Origin of the sequence: Comamonas odontotermitis, from assembly GCF_020080045.1 — a bacterium.
Classification (GTDB): Bacteria; Pseudomonadota; Gammaproteobacteria; order Burkholderiales; family Burkholderiaceae_C; genus Comamonas; species Comamonas odontotermitis.
Genome location: NZ_CP083451.1, coordinates 4,335,450 through 4,350,083 on the forward strand (window position 1 = coordinate 4,335,450; position 14,634 = coordinate 4,350,083).

General features: G+C 59.4%; 10 protein-coding genes. 4 read left to right on the plus strand and 6 right to left on the minus strand.

Annotated elements, in window-relative coordinates:
• Positions 1–40: 40 nt before the first annotated feature.
• Positions 41–898 carry a tRNA-uridine aminocarboxypropyltransferase gene (locus LAD35_RS19890; protein ID WP_224150652.1) on the plus strand — a complete coding sequence of 286 codons (858 nt, stop codon included), beginning with the start codon at positions 41–43 and terminating at the stop codon, positions 896–898.
• Positions 899–943: 45 nt separating this feature from the next.
• Here LAD35_RS19890 and LAD35_RS19895 read toward each other — a convergent pair whose 3' ends face one another.
• The 4 genes from LAD35_RS19895 to LAD35_RS19910 all read right to left on the minus strand — a co-directional run bounded on the left by LAD35_RS19895 (position 944) and on the right by LAD35_RS19910 (position 6,664).
• Complete coding sequence (locus tag LAD35_RS19895) at positions 944–1,186, minus strand: hypothetical protein (RefSeq protein WP_224150653.1); 243 nt, start codon at positions 1,184–1,186, stop codon at positions 944–946.
• Between the two features lie 63 nt (positions 1,187–1,249).
• The gene (locus LAD35_RS19900) at positions 1,250–1,792 is read right to left on the minus strand and encodes a ferritin-like domain-containing protein (RefSeq protein ID WP_224150654.1); all 543 of its coding nucleotides are present in this window, start codon (positions 1,790–1,792) and stop codon (positions 1,250–1,252) included.
• 130 nt (positions 1,793–1,922) lie between these two features.
• Complete coding sequence (locus LAD35_RS19905; protein ID WP_224150655.1) at positions 1,923–2,567, minus strand: DUF924 family protein; 645 nt, start codon at positions 2,565–2,567, stop codon at positions 1,923–1,925.
• A gap of 146 nt (positions 2,568–2,713) precedes the next feature.
• Complete coding sequence (locus tag LAD35_RS19910; protein WP_224150656.1) at positions 2,714–6,664, minus strand: beta strand repeat-containing protein; 3,951 nt, start codon at positions 6,662–6,664, stop codon at positions 2,714–2,716.
• A 549-nt stretch (positions 6,665–7,213) separates the two neighbouring features.
• On the opposite strand from LAD35_RS19910, the gene LAD35_RS19915 reads away from it, so the two are divergent.
• Complete coding sequence (locus tag LAD35_RS19915) at positions 7,214–8,164, plus strand: IS481 family transposase (protein ID WP_224150657.1); 951 nt, start codon at positions 7,214–7,216, stop codon at positions 8,162–8,164.
• Between the two features lie 192 nt (positions 8,165–8,356).
• Here LAD35_RS19915 and LAD35_RS19920 read toward each other — a convergent pair whose 3' ends face one another.
• A complete protein-coding gene (locus tag LAD35_RS19920; RefSeq protein WP_224150658.1) occupies positions 8,357–9,496 on the minus strand; it encodes an acyltransferase family protein in 1,140 nt (379 codons plus the stop codon).
• Positions 9,497–9,931: 435 nt separating this feature from the next.
• Between LAD35_RS19920 and LAD35_RS19925 the strand changes: the two genes are divergently transcribed.
• Together LAD35_RS19925 and LAD35_RS19930 are read left to right on the plus strand one after the other, a co-directional pair.
• The gene (locus LAD35_RS19925) at positions 9,932–11,968 is read left to right on the plus strand and encodes an acetoacetate--CoA ligase (protein WP_224150659.1); all 2,037 of its coding nucleotides are present in this window, start codon (positions 9,932–9,934) and stop codon (positions 11,966–11,968) included.
• Positions 11,969–12,052: 84 nt separating this feature from the next.
• A complete protein-coding gene (locus tag LAD35_RS19930; RefSeq protein WP_224150660.1) occupies positions 12,053–13,288 on the plus strand; it encodes a multidrug effflux MFS transporter in 1,236 nt (411 codons plus the stop codon).
• 27 nt (positions 13,289–13,315) lie between these two features.
• On the opposite strand, the gene LAD35_RS19935 is transcribed toward LAD35_RS19930, so the two are convergent.
• Positions 13,316–14,574 (minus strand): IS3 family transposase gene (locus LAD35_RS19935; RefSeq protein WP_396022749.1). Its coding sequence is split into 2 segments (ribosomal slippage): positions 13,316–14,226 and positions 14,226–14,574, totalling 1,260 coding nucleotides; the frame shifts between segments, so codons are not numbered across the junction.
• Positions 14,575–14,634 lie beyond the last annotated feature (60 nt).

A 14,634-nucleotide genomic window follows, 5' to 3' on the forward strand; every position in this document is an offset into this window, starting at 1 on the left:
TGAATTTCCTGGGCTGCAAAGGGCGACGACAATAGCGGCCGTGTCTTCTGCCCCTGCCCCCCACCCCGCCGTCCTCCCCCACGCCGTATCGCGCCTGCGTACCGAACGCCAGTCGCGCAGTACGCGGCCGTTTCTGGCACGTGGCGGCCCCAAGGGAGAACGGTGTGAAGGATGCAGGCTGCGCCCCAGCCATTGCATCTGCGCGCTGCGCCCCACCCAGCCCACCCATGCGGGCGTGTGCCTTCTGATGCATGATGCCGAGCCGCTCAAGCCCAGCAACACCGGGTGGCTGATCGCCGACGTGGTGGCCGAGACCCATGCATTCGGTTGGTCGCGCACGGAAGAGAACCCCGCATTGACCGCACTGCTGAGCGATCCGCAGTGGCAGCCTTATGTCGTCTTTCCCGAAGAGTTCGTGCAGCCCGCCAGCCGTGTCGTGCGGACGGTGCCCAAACCGTCAGATGCTATGAATTTTGACGGACTAGCGCACACCGGGCGTGCGCCAGCGGCAAATTTTGGCAAAAGGCCACTGTTCATCCTGCTCGACGCCACCTGGCCGGAAGCCCGCAAGATGTTCCGCAAAAGCCCTCGGCTCGACGGCTTCCCCGTGCTCAGCCTCCACCCGGACCAGATTTCTCGCTACCAGCTGCGTCGCTCCAAAAGAGACGACCACTTCTGCACCGCTGAGGTGGCTGCGCTGTGTCTGGATCTGGCCGGCGACCTGCGTGCTGCGCAGACGCTCGAGGCCTATCTGGATGTCTACACCCATCACTACCTGCAGGCCAAGCACCAATTGCCACCCGATTGGAGCAGCCAAGCACACCGGCAATTGGCGGCATTGCGTATCGTCAGCGGCAGCAGCAGCGGTGATACCGATCGCTATCAAAATAATAGTTGATGCGTACTACTGGTGAGCGCTGGCAGCCGGAATCTGCAAAACCAGTCAGTCCAGGGCAAATCCCTTTTCCGTCAGTTGCACCTCACCATTGGGCCCTGTCTGCAGCCAGCCTTGCTCCCGTGCATAGGCCAGCGCCTGCTGCTGGTCCTTCGCGCTGAACTGGTGACGGTCCAGGTCGTGCTGGAGCACCTGGGGGTCGAGTCCTTCGCCTGCACGCAGGCTTTGCTCGCTCACCAGCAGGTACAGAATGTGCCTGGCCTTCTTTTGGATGTCTTCGGGGATGGTCATGGTGTGGGCTTTCCTCTCCGGTCATTACCGCACGGCTGCTGTTGCGAGCAGCCGTGCAAGGCATCAGCGGGCCTTGTTCATCCAGTCCGACAGTTCATCGGCGTGTTCCTGCTCCTGCTCCAGAATCTGCTCGATCAATCGGCGCGTGGTGTGATCCTTGTCGCCGATCAGATCGATCATCTGCGTGTAGGCCTCGATGGCCACACGCTCGGCCACCAGGTTGGAGCGAATCATCGCATGCAGATCCAGCTGCTCGTTGTAATCGGCGTGGCTGCGGTTGGTGAGGGTGTCGGGGTTCAGGTCGGGTTCGCCGCCCAGTTGCACGATGCGCGTGCAGATCCGGTCGGCATGCGATTGCTCTTCATTGGCGTGCACGAGAAACTCGTCCGCCACGGCGGGGGATTCCAGACCCGTCGCCGTGAAATGGTGGCGCTTGTAACGCAGCACGCAGACCAGCTCGGTCGCCAGCGCATCGTTGAGCAGTTTGATGATGTCTTCGCGGTAGGGTGAGGCATCGGGGAGCACCGCACCCTCATTCAGACTTTTCTTGGCTGCGTCGAGTCGGGCCTGGTCCAGGGTGAGTGTGATTTTCTTGGTTTGTGGCATCGTAGGTTCCTCCATGGGATTGGATTCGCTTGAAAACCAGTGGGTGTTTTCAAGCACGGCACCTATCGAACATAGCCCGCCACCCTATCGCTGTCTGTGAGACAAGACCGACTGTGCGTGCCCTTCTGATTCAGAAACCTGCGCCGGGCTGGGACAGATAGAACAGCTCATCGGGCGTGCTGGTCCGCCCCAGCACTGCATTGCGGTGCGGAAAGCGGCCAAAGCGTGCAATCACCTCCTGGTGGCGCCAGGCATAGTCCAGCGTGCCCTGCAGAAACTGCACTAGATCGGTGTCAACACCTGCTGCCTTTGCCAACGCGGCAAAGGCCAGCACGCTGCGCCGCTGCATGGCAGGGTCTTCCGCATGCTCCAGCGGCAGGTAGACGAAGATGCGCAGCACCTCGGGCAGATGCAGGTCCTCGCCCGACTCGATGGCGCCCAGCGCCAGTTCCAGCGCCCGCCGGTCACCTGCGAATGCCTGGGGTGTGCCACGGTGGATATTGCGAGTGAACTGGTCGAGCAACAGGATCAGCGCCAGCCGGCCCCAAGGCTCCGTGGCCCAGCCGTCCAATTGCCCATCCAGCGCCGCCTGCACGGCAGCACCAAAGCGCTGCCGCATCTCGGCATCGAAGGCGTCGGACTTGGTGAACCATTGCTGGCGCTGCTGCAGCGCCTGTGCATTGTCCGGGCGCGCGGTGCCGAGCCAGAACTGCAGTACGTCGTCAGCGCCTGTCGGGGCAGGCCTGTCGTGATGGGAGAAAGAAGGATTTGGCATGCATGGGTTATACCTTGGCGCCACCAAATGCTGTCTGGCTGCAGATACAAAACCACTTCGGCCCTCATGCCGTAGGCATGGGGCCGAAGTTTGCTGAGGCGGATTTGGCGAGAAGTCGGGCTGTGGCAATCGCCCGGCCCACCCTGCTATCGGTCGTCTTCAGGGAGCATGGCGCCTCCCTGCACCGGCTGCCCATCGGCGTCGGTGATGCGCATCACCATCAGCTCTGGCGTGGTGTCCGGGTCGGCTCCGCCATCGCCTTCGATACCTCGGGAGGCAGCGTAGAACCCGGTGGAGAAACGGATGACCGGGGTGTCCACCCCCACCTGTGCAGGCGCGCAGCGGAAGTTGAAACCTCGCAGCTGGTTCCTGGTACAGACATAACCGCTCGCACGGTCAATGACCGAATCGCCGGTATAGGGCACGAAGTTGAAGATCCGGCTCTTCATGGCCCCGCTGTGCGCCAGCACCACCCACGAACCCACCAGGGAATCGATGCTGTTCTTGTCGATACCGAAGTAGAAGCGCTCGATCTGTACCGTTTCCTCATTGGGGAACTGGATGGTTCCCGTGGACGACGAGGTGAACTTGATGTTCTCCGCATTGCCTGCGTTGCCCTGGTAGCTTGCGACCAGATCGCCGCTGCCGAAATAACGCCCACCTTTGTACTGGTTGAGCGGAATGTCAGGCCTATTGGCAGCGGGGATCGTGGACGGCTCATGCGTGCCCAGCACACTGTGGAACGTGGCGCTGCCTTGGTTTTCATAGTCATAGACCGAGATGAACAGGGTGTGATCCTGGCTGTTGGTGGGCTTTTGCAGATCCACCGCCAGACCGCGGCCTGGTTTGCCCGTGATTTCGTTGCTCACGATCCAGGTGCCTGCCTCGGGTGCATAGTCTGGCCGGAAGTAGGTGGTCAGCGCGGTTTTGCCTCCAGCGGTCGTATACGCGGAGCGCGTGATGCGCGCACCGATGAGCCGGTGCTTTTCTCCCGTACCGAACTGAACGGTGCCAACCACCTGGTCCACGCTGCGCTGCATGGTCACGGACACCAGCCCGCCTGGCTGCACTGAACTGCCCGAGCAGTTGAAGATGCGGTCGGCGCCGCCATAGTCGCAGGTGGCGAAGAATGGCGTGCTCAGCGCACCATCAAAGCCATGCATCGTGAGCTTGGTGCTGGCGGCATAGGGCCAGGGGGCTGGAGAAAGCGTCCAGTTGTAGTTCAGGCCCACCTGCTCACCCGAGCCGATGTCGGCCCACCAGGTTCTGACAGGCTGGCTGTTCTGGTCCAGTTCCACCATGGCCCAGCGATCTACATATGCAGGGTCGGCAAAAGTGCCTGCAGGCGTGCCTTCGTAGTCGAAGCGCTGCATGGCCTTGGCAGCTTCACCGGGGAACTTGATGGTGCCCGTGGTGCGGCTGGTGAAGGTCACCTCTACATTGCCTGCATTGCCTGCCTCCTGCCCGTCAAGTGGACCACTGCCGAAGAAACGGCCGCCCTGGTAGGAGGTCAGTGGCGCAACCACCTTGTTGCCGTCCATGACGCCGATGGCGATGTGGAATGTTGGCGCGCCAGTGGAGGTGTAGTTGTACACCTGCATCACGAACTTGCCATCCTGCACATCGATGCCCATGCCTCGGCCAGGTTTGCCATTGAGCTCTGCAGTGATCACCCAGTTACCGCCCTGGGGATTGCCAGCACCTGTATCAACCCCCGAGCCATCGGCTGGCGAGGTCTTGGACACTTGGCGCGTGTCAGTGGCGGTATTGCCGGCGGCGTCGGTCTGCGACGCTGTGACAGTCACCGCACCTGCAGGCAAGCCGCCCACCTTGATGCCAGTGATCGTCCATGTGCCGTTCGTGCAAGGTGCCGAAGCCACTACATTGCCAACGCTCACGGTCACGGCTCCGTCAGACGACGTGCAGGTTCCCGAAACACCGTAGGACGACTGGTTGGTTCCGTCGATCGTAGGTGCTGTCGTGATCGAGACCGAAGGTGGTGTCACATCCTTGACCGTGGTGCGCGTACCGCTGACGACAGTGCCGTTGATGGTCTGCGATGCAGTGATCGTCACAACGCCATCAGGCAGACTGCTGACCGTGATACCCGACACCGACCAATTGCCGCCATCGCATGCGGCCGTGGTAGTCAGGCTGCCGATGGCCACCGTCACAGCCCCATTTCCGGCCGAGCAGGTACCCGTGACGCCACCGTAGGACGACTGGTTGGATGCGTTGATGGGGGGCGCGGCCGTCACCGACACTGCCGATGCAGCTGCATTCTTGGTGGTGGTGAGTGCGCCCGTGCCGGTATTGCCCGCAGCATCGGTCTGCGACGCAGTGACCGTGACCGGCCCCGCAGGCAAGCCGCCTACGTCCACGCCAGCGGCAGACCATGCACCGCCATTGCACACGGGTGATGGCACCACGGTGATGCTGCCAATGCTGACCGAGACGGCCGAGCCGCTCTCCGTGCAGGTGCCTGACACGCCGTAGGATGCCTGGTTGGCAGCGGTGATTGCAGGCGCCGAGGTGACTGCCACCGTTGGAGGCGTTGCGTCCTTGGACGTCGAGCGTGTGCCGGAACCTGTCTGGTTGTTGACCGTCTGCGAGGCAGTAACCGTGACGGCACCATCGCCCAGGGCAGTGACATTGACGCCAGAGACCGACCATGCACCACCGCTGCAAGTGGCCTGCGCTGCCACATTGCCGATGGTCACGACAACGGGTTGTCCATTGGCCGAGCAGGTGCCCGAAACGCCATAAGAACCCTGGTTGGCCGCGTTGATCACCGCAGCATTGCTGACCGTGACCACCGGAGTGTCACCCGGATTCGAGACCGTGCTCTTGTTCGTCGTAGTCGAGCCTTGTCCCACTTGGTTGTTGACGGTTTGCGAGGCCGTCACCGTGATGGTGCCATCAGGCAAGCCACTCACATTGACCCCGGACACCGACCAGTTGCCGCCGGTACAGGTAGCCGAGGCAGGAATGCCGCCAATGCTGACAGTCACCGGCTGCCCCTCGGCAGAACAAGTGCCTGACACCCCATATGAAGTCTGATTGCCCAGAGTGATGGCAGGTGCCGTGACCGAGACCGTAGGCGCGCCAGGGTTTGAAGGCGGGTTCTTCACCGTGCTCTTGCTGGCCGAGCTATTGGGGCCAGCAGGAGTCTGTGAAGCAGTCACGGTGATGGCACCCGCAGGCAGGGCCGATACATTGAGCGTGCCGCTGTAGGTCCCATCGCTCTGGCAGGGCAGCGTCAAGCTGGCACCAGAAGGAAGCGTCGTGATGGCGAGATCGTTGCTTCCAGGGCTGCAGGTGCCGCTGACAGGAAGCAGGTCATTGGCTGCCACAGGGTTTTGCAAGTCATTGAGCGTCACCGTGGACTGACAATCGGCCATCGAAGCTTCAGCGTGACCAATCACCACATCTGCAGAAATCAGGCCAAGCAAATTGATTCTGACGTGGACAGCATTGACGGTGATGCTGGTTGGACTGACGATCTGTTCGTTGACCGTAATTGTGGCAATGCCAAGAACACTCACATCCGCGTTCGCGCTTACATTCACACCCAGACCAGCCAATGGCCCGGAGCCGTTGAGGATGTCTGTTCGGCCCGAAGCAACGACCTTGCCCTTTTCACAGCTCATGGTCGCCGTGGTGGTGATGGTGTCAGCTCCCAGGCTCAGCAAGGATTGGTTACCAAGCAAGACATTGAGCAGGGAGAGATTCAGGCCGTTGACCTGAGACATGGAGGTCACGCTGTTGCGCGTCAGAGTACTCTGCGTTGAAGAAGTGAGAACCCCCGTGTCAACCTTCAGAATGCCAGCGGCATTGACTCCAACATTGGCGATATATCCGCTCTTGCTGAAATCGGGAGGTGCACTCCCATGCCCCGTATTGGCAAACTGAGTGTCCAGACCCACCAGCGGAGGGCCAGGCAATATGGCCAGGACACTCGCCGAGGCTTCCAGTCCATAGGCCTGACCAGTGCCGGAGGAGGCTGCGAATGCCATCGCCCCCCAGCCATATGCAGTTGCCATGATGAGCCAACGGATCACCGAACGTGCGATCCCTTTCATTCCTGCGGTAGTCATATCGCCTCCTCTTGGACCAAGGCTCCAAGAATGGGCAGATAGATACCAACCAGTTTGATGCACGGCTGACTCGATCAACCCATCCACCCGAGACACTCCCAACCAGCTAATTACAAAATATTAGCAAGTAGCACACGAAGCCTCACGATCACTACCCTACACCTGGGGAATCGAGTACTTAAATTTATTTAATAAATCAAAACGCAAAAATATAAAGATTAATCATTAATAAGAAAAATACAGGCTTCAAAGAAATCTATCGAAAAATTAATTTCAATACTTTTCTCCACGCAGTGAAATATTCATCTTTCTTTAAAAGCACAGCAATTTGCACCAAAAATCACAGGCAATGACATTTTTAAATTCAATGCATTTTTTAAATCATGTAATACTTGGACACGCATTATTGTTGACAGTGACAACCCATTCACAGGACTTCGCCAATGCCTGCACGGGTCTTGCCCTATCGGTTCACTCGCCGCTGCAGGCTAGGTGTATGGTCCCAGATTTTAATGGTGCAATCTTCTCTCATGAATGGAAGGAAGCACTATGGGCCAGGTTCTGCACGGCAGCGCCACAACGACGGAGGCGATCCGTCGAGCGATACAACATAGTCAAGAGAGCCTGAGAGCGCTTTCTGCACGCTATGGCATCAATCAGAAGACGGTGGCGAAGTGGAAGAATCGGCCTTCGGTCACCGATCTGCCGACAGGGCCCAGGCAGCCGCGCTCCACCGTTTTGTCCGTTGAGGATGAGGCAGCGATCGTCGCCTTTCGCAGGCATACCATGCTGCCGCTGGACGACTGTCTCTACGCGCTGCAGCCGACTATCCCGCATCTGACGCGCTCGTCTCTGCACCGCTGCTTGCAGCGGCACGGTATCTCGCGGCTGCCCGAGGTGCAGGGCGATAAGCCAGCCAAGAAGCGGTTCAAGAGCTACCCCATTGGCTACTTCCATGTCGACATCGCCGAAGTGCAGACAGTCGAGGGCAAGCTCTATCTCTTCGTGGCCATCGACAGGACGTCCAAGTTCGCACTCACCGAACTCCATCCCTCGGCTGACAAGATGACTGCGGCGCAGTTCTTGCGCAATGTGATCGCAGCGGTGCCGTACACCCTCCATACGGTGCTCACCGATAACGGCATTCAGTTTGCCAACCGCAGTTCAGACCGGTACGCCTTCCAGCACATCTTTGGTCGAGTCTGCGAGGAACACGGTATCGAACATCGCCTCACAAAGGTCAAGCATCCGTGGACCAATGGGCAGGTCGAGCGAATGAACCGGACCATCAAGGAAGCCACCGTCAAGCGCTTCCACTATGACGATCACGCGCAGTTGCGGCAGCACCTCGCCAACTTCATCGATGCATACAACTTCGGCCGCAGGCTCAAGACCCTCAAAGGCCTGACACCCTACGAATTCATCTGCAAACAGTGGACATCCGAACCTGAACGGTTCAAGATAGATCCGATCCATCAAATGCCGGGACTGAACAGCTAGGTCTTTTGTGGCATCGCTGCGCGGGCTCCGTGCTTTCAGATTCTGAAATGAAAACAAGCCGACCACGCCTGCGTGCGGTCGGCTTGTCGAAATCATCCTGAACTGTCCGTGGCTACCTTACCTTGTTCAGCCCATTGGCGATCCACCTGAAACAGACATCGCACTGCGCCATCGGTGCGTTGCAGACCAATTTCAGACGGTGGCAGTTCGTCTCTGCGCTACCTGGCGCGTTGCAACCGGGTGCGCAGAAGGCGCACCGCGCCCTACACGGTCACGCAGGTGCAAAGCCCAGCGCTCCACGGTGTAGAACGATAGCGCTGCAAATGCGGCAGACAGCGGCAAGCCCAGTGCCACCACCCAGGCCCAATCCATATGCGCGCGCAACAACCGCACTACAGGGTAGTGCCACAGATAGATGCCATATGACATCTTGCCCAACCACACCAGCAAAGGCAGGCTCAGCATGTCATATAACGCGCCTTTGTGCTTGCTCACCGCAATGACGATTGCAACTGCAGTCAGCTCAGCCAACGCAAAACCCCATAGCAGTGCACCCGCATCATCCCAGGCATAGCCGATGATGATGAAAGGGAACACCGGCAGCAGCCACAGCAGGTACTTCTGGCGTGCGTGCAGCGCATCCATCCATTCGGGGCGGTGCACCGAGACCACAGCCAGCAGACTGCCCAGCAGCATGCCTGTGGCACGGGTATCGAAACGGAAGAAGATTTCGTAGAACTGCTGACCCCTTGCCACCCAATAGGCACGCCAGACAAACATCAGCACCACAAGCAAGAACACAGGACGCCACAATTGCTTACGCGCAGTATGCGTCAGCAACAATGCCAGCAAAGGCGGCCAGACCAGGTAGAAATGCTCTTCCACCGAGAGCGACCACATATGCAGCAGAGTATTGGGACTGTCGAAAAAGGCGATACCGTAGTCCGCCAGATAAAGCGCCGATACCACCACATCCTGGTTGATGTCTTCCAGATCAGGCCAGATCAGCGGCGCAAATACCCAATATGCGCCAAGGAACAACAACAATGCAGGCGCCAGGCGCAGAAACCGCCGCTTGTAAAAGCGCCAGTAATCCAACCGACCAGCTTGTTGGAATTCCTTGAGCAACAGCGACGTGATCAAAAAGCCGCTGAGCACAAAAAACAGATCCACGCCAAAGAACGCACCATCAAACATGGGCACATGGGCATGGGACAGAAACACCAACACAATCGCCACCGCGCGCAAACCATCCAGCGCAGGGTTGTATTTCAATCGCAAAACAGACAAAACAGACACACTCCCTACTTCGTCGGCATGCCAGGAAGCCATGCCGCACGCCCAGACCCAAATAACCTATGTCTGCCGCTGCAAAGCCTGCAGAAGAATTTGTCTGGGGTTTACAAACCTATGTTGCTTAACGCGCAACGGCGCCGAAAAGCTGACTGATGAGTGAACCGGCCAGTAGGGCCGTCACAATGGCCAACAACTGCAGGGAGCAGATGCGGCCGTTGCCCCGAGATGCCAACACGTGGGGGGCGAGGTCAATAAGAACCGAGCCTAATGCAATAGTTCCAGCAAGGCTGCGCTATTTTGTTACGGTGGAAGATTCCATGCTGGCACTCGCCTATTGCCAAGTTGACATACCGCCGTCATGTCTTTGCATGGGTACCAAGCTGCTACCCGTGCGACAGCGCTTCCGTGCTTTCCCCCATGCGGCACACCGCCGCTTTGCGTAGGCTCTGCACAGCTTCTTCTCAACCTGCCATGACTGCCTCAACCCACGCCTTAGACCACGCTTTAACGCCCCAGATTCGCCTGTACCAGGACTGGCTCGTCCAGCAACATGGCCTGCGCTTCAACAGCTACGAAGACCTGCACCGCTGGTCTGTTTCACATCTGGCTGATTTCTGGCGCAGCATCTGGGATTACTACCAGTTGCAATCGCCAGTAGCCCCCACCAAAGACCTGCAGGTATTGAGCGGCGATGCAATGCCCGACACCCAATGGTTCAGCGGCGTGCAGGTGAGCCTGCCGCGCCAGTTGCTGCGGCATGTAAAGGCGGCCGATGCTGCAGGCATGCCGGCCATCGTGAGCGACAACGAGCGTGGAGAAGTGCGTGAAATGTCTTGGCCCGAATTGCAGCGCCAGGTGGCTTCGGTCGCCATCGCGCTGCGCAAGCTGGGTGTTGTGCGTGGCGACCGCGTGGCAGCTTACATGCCCAATATTCCCGAAACAGTGGTCGCCATGCTGGCATGCACCAGCATTGGGGCCATATGGAGCCTGTGCGCACCCGACATGGGTGTCGCTGCGGTAGTCGATCGCTTCAAGCAGATCGAGCCCAAGGTGCTCATTGCCGTGGACGGCGTGTACTACGGCGGCAAGCCACTCGATCGCAGCGCCGTCGTGCAATCGCTGCTGGCAGAGCTACCATCGGTGCAGCAGCGCATCGTCATATCCACGCCCTATACAACTGCACCTGTTCCTGACAGCCACGACTGGCAATGGGCCACTGCGCAAGATGCGCAGGCCATCGCCGCTTTCGAGCCTGAATGGCTACCCTTTGACCATCCGATCTGGATCGTCTATTCCAGCGGCACCACAGGCCTGCCCAAGCCCATTGTCCATGGCACCGGCGGTATTCTGCTCGCGCTGCATGTGGCGGGGCTGCACAACGACCTGGGCGCCAGCTATGGCGACAACAACCGCAACGAACGCTTTCACTGGTACAGCTCCACGGGCTGGGTGATGTGGAACATACAGGCAAGCGGCCTGTTGTTTGGCACCACCATCACCATTTTTGATGGTCACCCGGCTGGCAGCAGCAGCCAGCCCGACTGGGGCGTGCTGTGGCGTTTTGCCGCCAAACACCATACGACCATCTTCGGCGCAGGCGCCGCCTACTACAGCAACTGCATGAAGGCAGGCCTGGATATTGCGGCCATTCCTGGACTGCAGCAGGTTCGCACCCTGGGCAGCACCGGCTCGCCGCTGGCGCCGGAAGTGCAGCGCTGGGGCAGTGCACAGCTGCAGGCGGCCGGAGCTGGCGAAGTGTTCTGGTGCAACATCTCTGGCGGCACCGATTTTTGCGGCGCCTTCATCGGCGGCAACCGCGAGTTGCCGCAGGCACCGGGCCGCATGCAATGCCGCTGGCTCGGCCATGCCGTCGAGGCCTGGAACGAACAGGGCCAACCGGTGCTGGACGAGGTGGGTGAGCTGGTCTGCGTCCAGCCCATTCCTTCGATGCCACTGTACTTCTGGAACGACCCCGGCAAGCGGCGCTATCTGGACAGCTATTTCGACCACTGGCCCGGCATCTGGCGCCACGGAGACTGGATACAGGTGGACAGCGATGGCAGCTGCATCATCTATGGCCGCAGCGATGCCACCATCAACCGCCAGGGCTTGCGCATGGGCACCAGCGAAATCTACAACGCGGTCGAAGCGCTACCGCAAGTGCAGGACTCGATGGTGGTGGATCTGGAATACCTGGGCAAGGACAGCTATATGCCGCTGTTTGTCGTGCTGCGCGAGGGCATCGTACTGGATGACACCGTCAAGGCCAGCATCAGCCAGGCCATCCGCACCGCCCTTTCGCCCCGCTTTGTGCCCGATGCCATCTTGCAAGTGGCAGAAATCCCACGCACCTTGACTGGTAAGAAACTGGAACTGCCCATCAAGAAATTGATGCTGGGCCAACCAGCAGGCAAAGTACTGAATCCGGAAACCATGGCCAATCCCGGATGCCTGGCGTGGTACGAAGCATTTGCACAACGCCACCTTGCCACTCTGGCAAACGCATAACACCTTCTGCAAATCAGGGCATTACAGAGGTGCGGATTTCGCTGACACACGCCTCGCGCATGTATCGGCGACAATCCCGCTCCTATGTCTGAAACTTCCGGCTCGTCCTCCTCCGCCATCTCGCTTCGCCTGGTCTTCATTCTGGGTCTGCTCTCAGCCATCGGGCCCTTTGCCATCGATATGTATTTGCCCGCGCTGCCACAGATTGGCGCGAGCCTGAATGCCCCTGTTGGCGCCGTACAAGCCAGCCTCACCGCCTTCTTTCTGGCACTGGGCGTAGGCCAGCCTCTGTTTGGCACCCTGGCCGACATGTGGGGGCGCAAGAGGCCGCTGTACCTGGGTTTGTCGATCTTCGTGCTGGCAAGCGTGGGTTGCGCACTGGCACAGGACATCCACACCTTGGTGGTGCTGCGCTTCGTGCAGGGCATGGGCGCTGCAGCGGGCATGGCGATTCCGCGTGCCGTAGTGCGCGACCTGCATACGGGGCATGAAGCGGCACGCATGATGTCGCTTCTGATGCTGGTGTTCAGCGTGTCCCCCATCCTCGCTCCGCTGGCGGGCAGCGGTGTCATCGCCGTGGGTGGCTGGCGCATGGTGTTCTGGGTCGTGGGGGTAGCGGCCATTCTGGGCCTGGCTGCCATGGTGCGTGGCCTGCCTGAGACGCGCCCCGCCGATGCCCGACTGGACAGCAGCCTTGGCGGTGTATTGCAGGCCTACGGTTTCTTGCTGCGCGACTGGCACTACCTGGGTCTGGTATTCATCGGCTCCTGTGCAATGGCAGGCTTTTTTGTCTATCTGGCAGGTTCGCCGTTTGTGCTGATCAACCACTACGGGCTCTCCACCACGCAATACAGCATGGCATTTGCGCTCAATGCGATTGCCTTCATTGGCGCCGCTCAGTTCACCGGCGCATTGGGTAAACGGTTCGGGCTGGTGCCCGTGGTCAAGGTGGCCGCCAGTGCATGCGGTGTGGTGATGACCAGCCTGCTGGCCTATTACCTGCTGGGCGGCGATCAACTGATCGTACTGATCGTGCTGTACTTCATCTCCAGTGCCTTGATGGGCCTGGTGATTCCAACCACATCGGTGCTGGCGCTGGAAGAGCACGGCGAGATCGCAGGCACCGCATCAGCCCTGCTGGGCACCTTGCAGATGCTGACGGGGGCTGTTGCGATGCAGGTGGTCGGCGTGTTCTCCAATGGCAAGCCACTGCCCATGGTGGTGGGCATGGCCACCGGCGCACTGTGCGGCGTGCTGCTCACATGGATCACCCTGGGCGGCCAGAAGAGTGCAGCGCGCTACGCCGACAGCCTGCAATAAGTGACTCGTCCTGTCATAGGTTGACACCTATTCGCGACTAATCTCCAGCCCAAGCTGGTTGGCGAGAGACGCCCGATGTACTGCATCGGGCGTTTTGTATTTTAGGGACAGGTGCGGCCGGCGCTCGTTGTACAGCCGTACCGATTCGCCCACCATGGTGCGGGCCTGCGAGAGATCGGCAGGTCGTTGCAACAAGTATTCCATCTTGAGGATTCCATTGACCCGCTCAGCCAGAGCGTTTTGGTAGCAATCGTAGCCATCGGTCATGGAGCAGGTGATGCGGTGGCGTGCATGGATGCGCTGGTATTGAGCCGAGCAGTACTGAACACCTCTATCAGAGTGGTGTACGAGCGGCTGATCTGTTCGCCGCTGACGCAGTGCCATCTTCAACGCTTGGCTGACCTGCTTGGTCTCCAGACTATCGTGCACGTGCCAGCCCACGATCTTGCGCGAGTAGGCATCGGTCACCAGGCTCAGATAGGCAGTCTTCTCCTTGGTGGGTAGATACGTGATGTCAGCGACCCATAGCTGCTCACAACCACTTGCCACTGTTTTGGTCGGGCCCTCCTTGAGTAGATTGGGGTGCCTGCGGTAGTGATGATGGCTATTGGTGGTCTTGTGGTACGCATGCCGTGGCAGCACCAGCATGCGTGCTTGGCGCAGGACAACGAACAGTGCATCGCGCCCGATCTGGATTCCCGCCTGTTCAAGCGGCGGCTTGAGCAAGTGCAGCAGTTTGCGCGTGCCAATGCGTGGCTGATGGCGCCTCTCTTCACTGGCCAACTCCACCACCGCCTTGTCCCGCTCGCTGCGTGCACGCTGGCAGACCAGGCGCTTGTAGTGCGCTTGGCGGCTGATTCCCATGTAGCGGCAAGCCCTCGTGACGCTTAACCCTTTGACGAGCTTTTGCGTGAGGACTTGCCCGCAGGCTTTTTTGTGACTTGGACTCCGTAGTCGCGCTTGAGCACGTTCACTACCGCTTCAAAGAAGGCCGCTTTCTCGCGGGCTTCTTTCAGTTGCACTTCCAGCTCCTTGATGCGCTGCTCTGGAGTCAGCAGCTTGGGCGATTCAGGCATCTTCTGTAATCCTTTGCCCCTTGATGATGCAGCTTTCCAGTCCTGCCGTCCGTGCTTGCGAAGCCACACCAGTACAGTTGAGGCGCCCTGGATTCCGTACCGCTCATGGGCCTGCCGGTAGGTCAGCTCACCTCTTTCTACTTGATCGACTACTGCGAGTTTAAAAGCCAGCGTGTAGTCCCGTTGCGTTCTCTTAACCCACTGTTCCATTTGACTTTCCTTTCTGTTCTTCAGAAAGGTGTCAACCCAATTCAGGACGGGTCAAAGCCT

Coding starts and splice junctions, on each gene's coding strand:
- LAD35_RS19905 (WP_224150655.1), bottom strand. CDS start 2,567: ATGCCAAATCCTTCTTTCTCCCATCACGACAGGCCTGCCCCGACAGGC.
- LAD35_RS19930 (WP_224150660.1), top strand. CDS start 12,053: ATGTCTGAAACTTCCGGCTCGTCCTCCTCCGCCATCTCGCTTCGCCTG.
- LAD35_RS19925 (WP_224150659.1), top strand. CDS start 9,932: ATGACTGCCTCAACCCACGCCTTAGACCACGCTTTAACGCCCCAGATT.
- LAD35_RS19915 (WP_224150657.1), top strand. CDS start 7,214: ATGGGCCAGGTTCTGCACGGCAGCGCCACAACGACGGAGGCGATCCGT.
- LAD35_RS19920 (WP_224150658.1), bottom strand. CDS start 9,496: ATGGCTTCCTGGCATGCCGACGAAGTAGGGAGTGTGTCTGTTTTGTCT.
- LAD35_RS19910 (WP_224150656.1), bottom strand. CDS start 6,664: ATGACTACCGCAGGAATGAAAGGGATCGCACGTTCGGTGATCCGTTGG.
- LAD35_RS19900 (WP_224150654.1), bottom strand. CDS start 1,792: ATGCCACAAACCAAGAAAATCACACTCACCCTGGACCAGGCCCGACTC.
- LAD35_RS19895 (WP_224150653.1), bottom strand. CDS start 1,186: ATGACCATCCCCGAAGACATCCAAAAGAAGGCCAGGCACATTCTGTAC.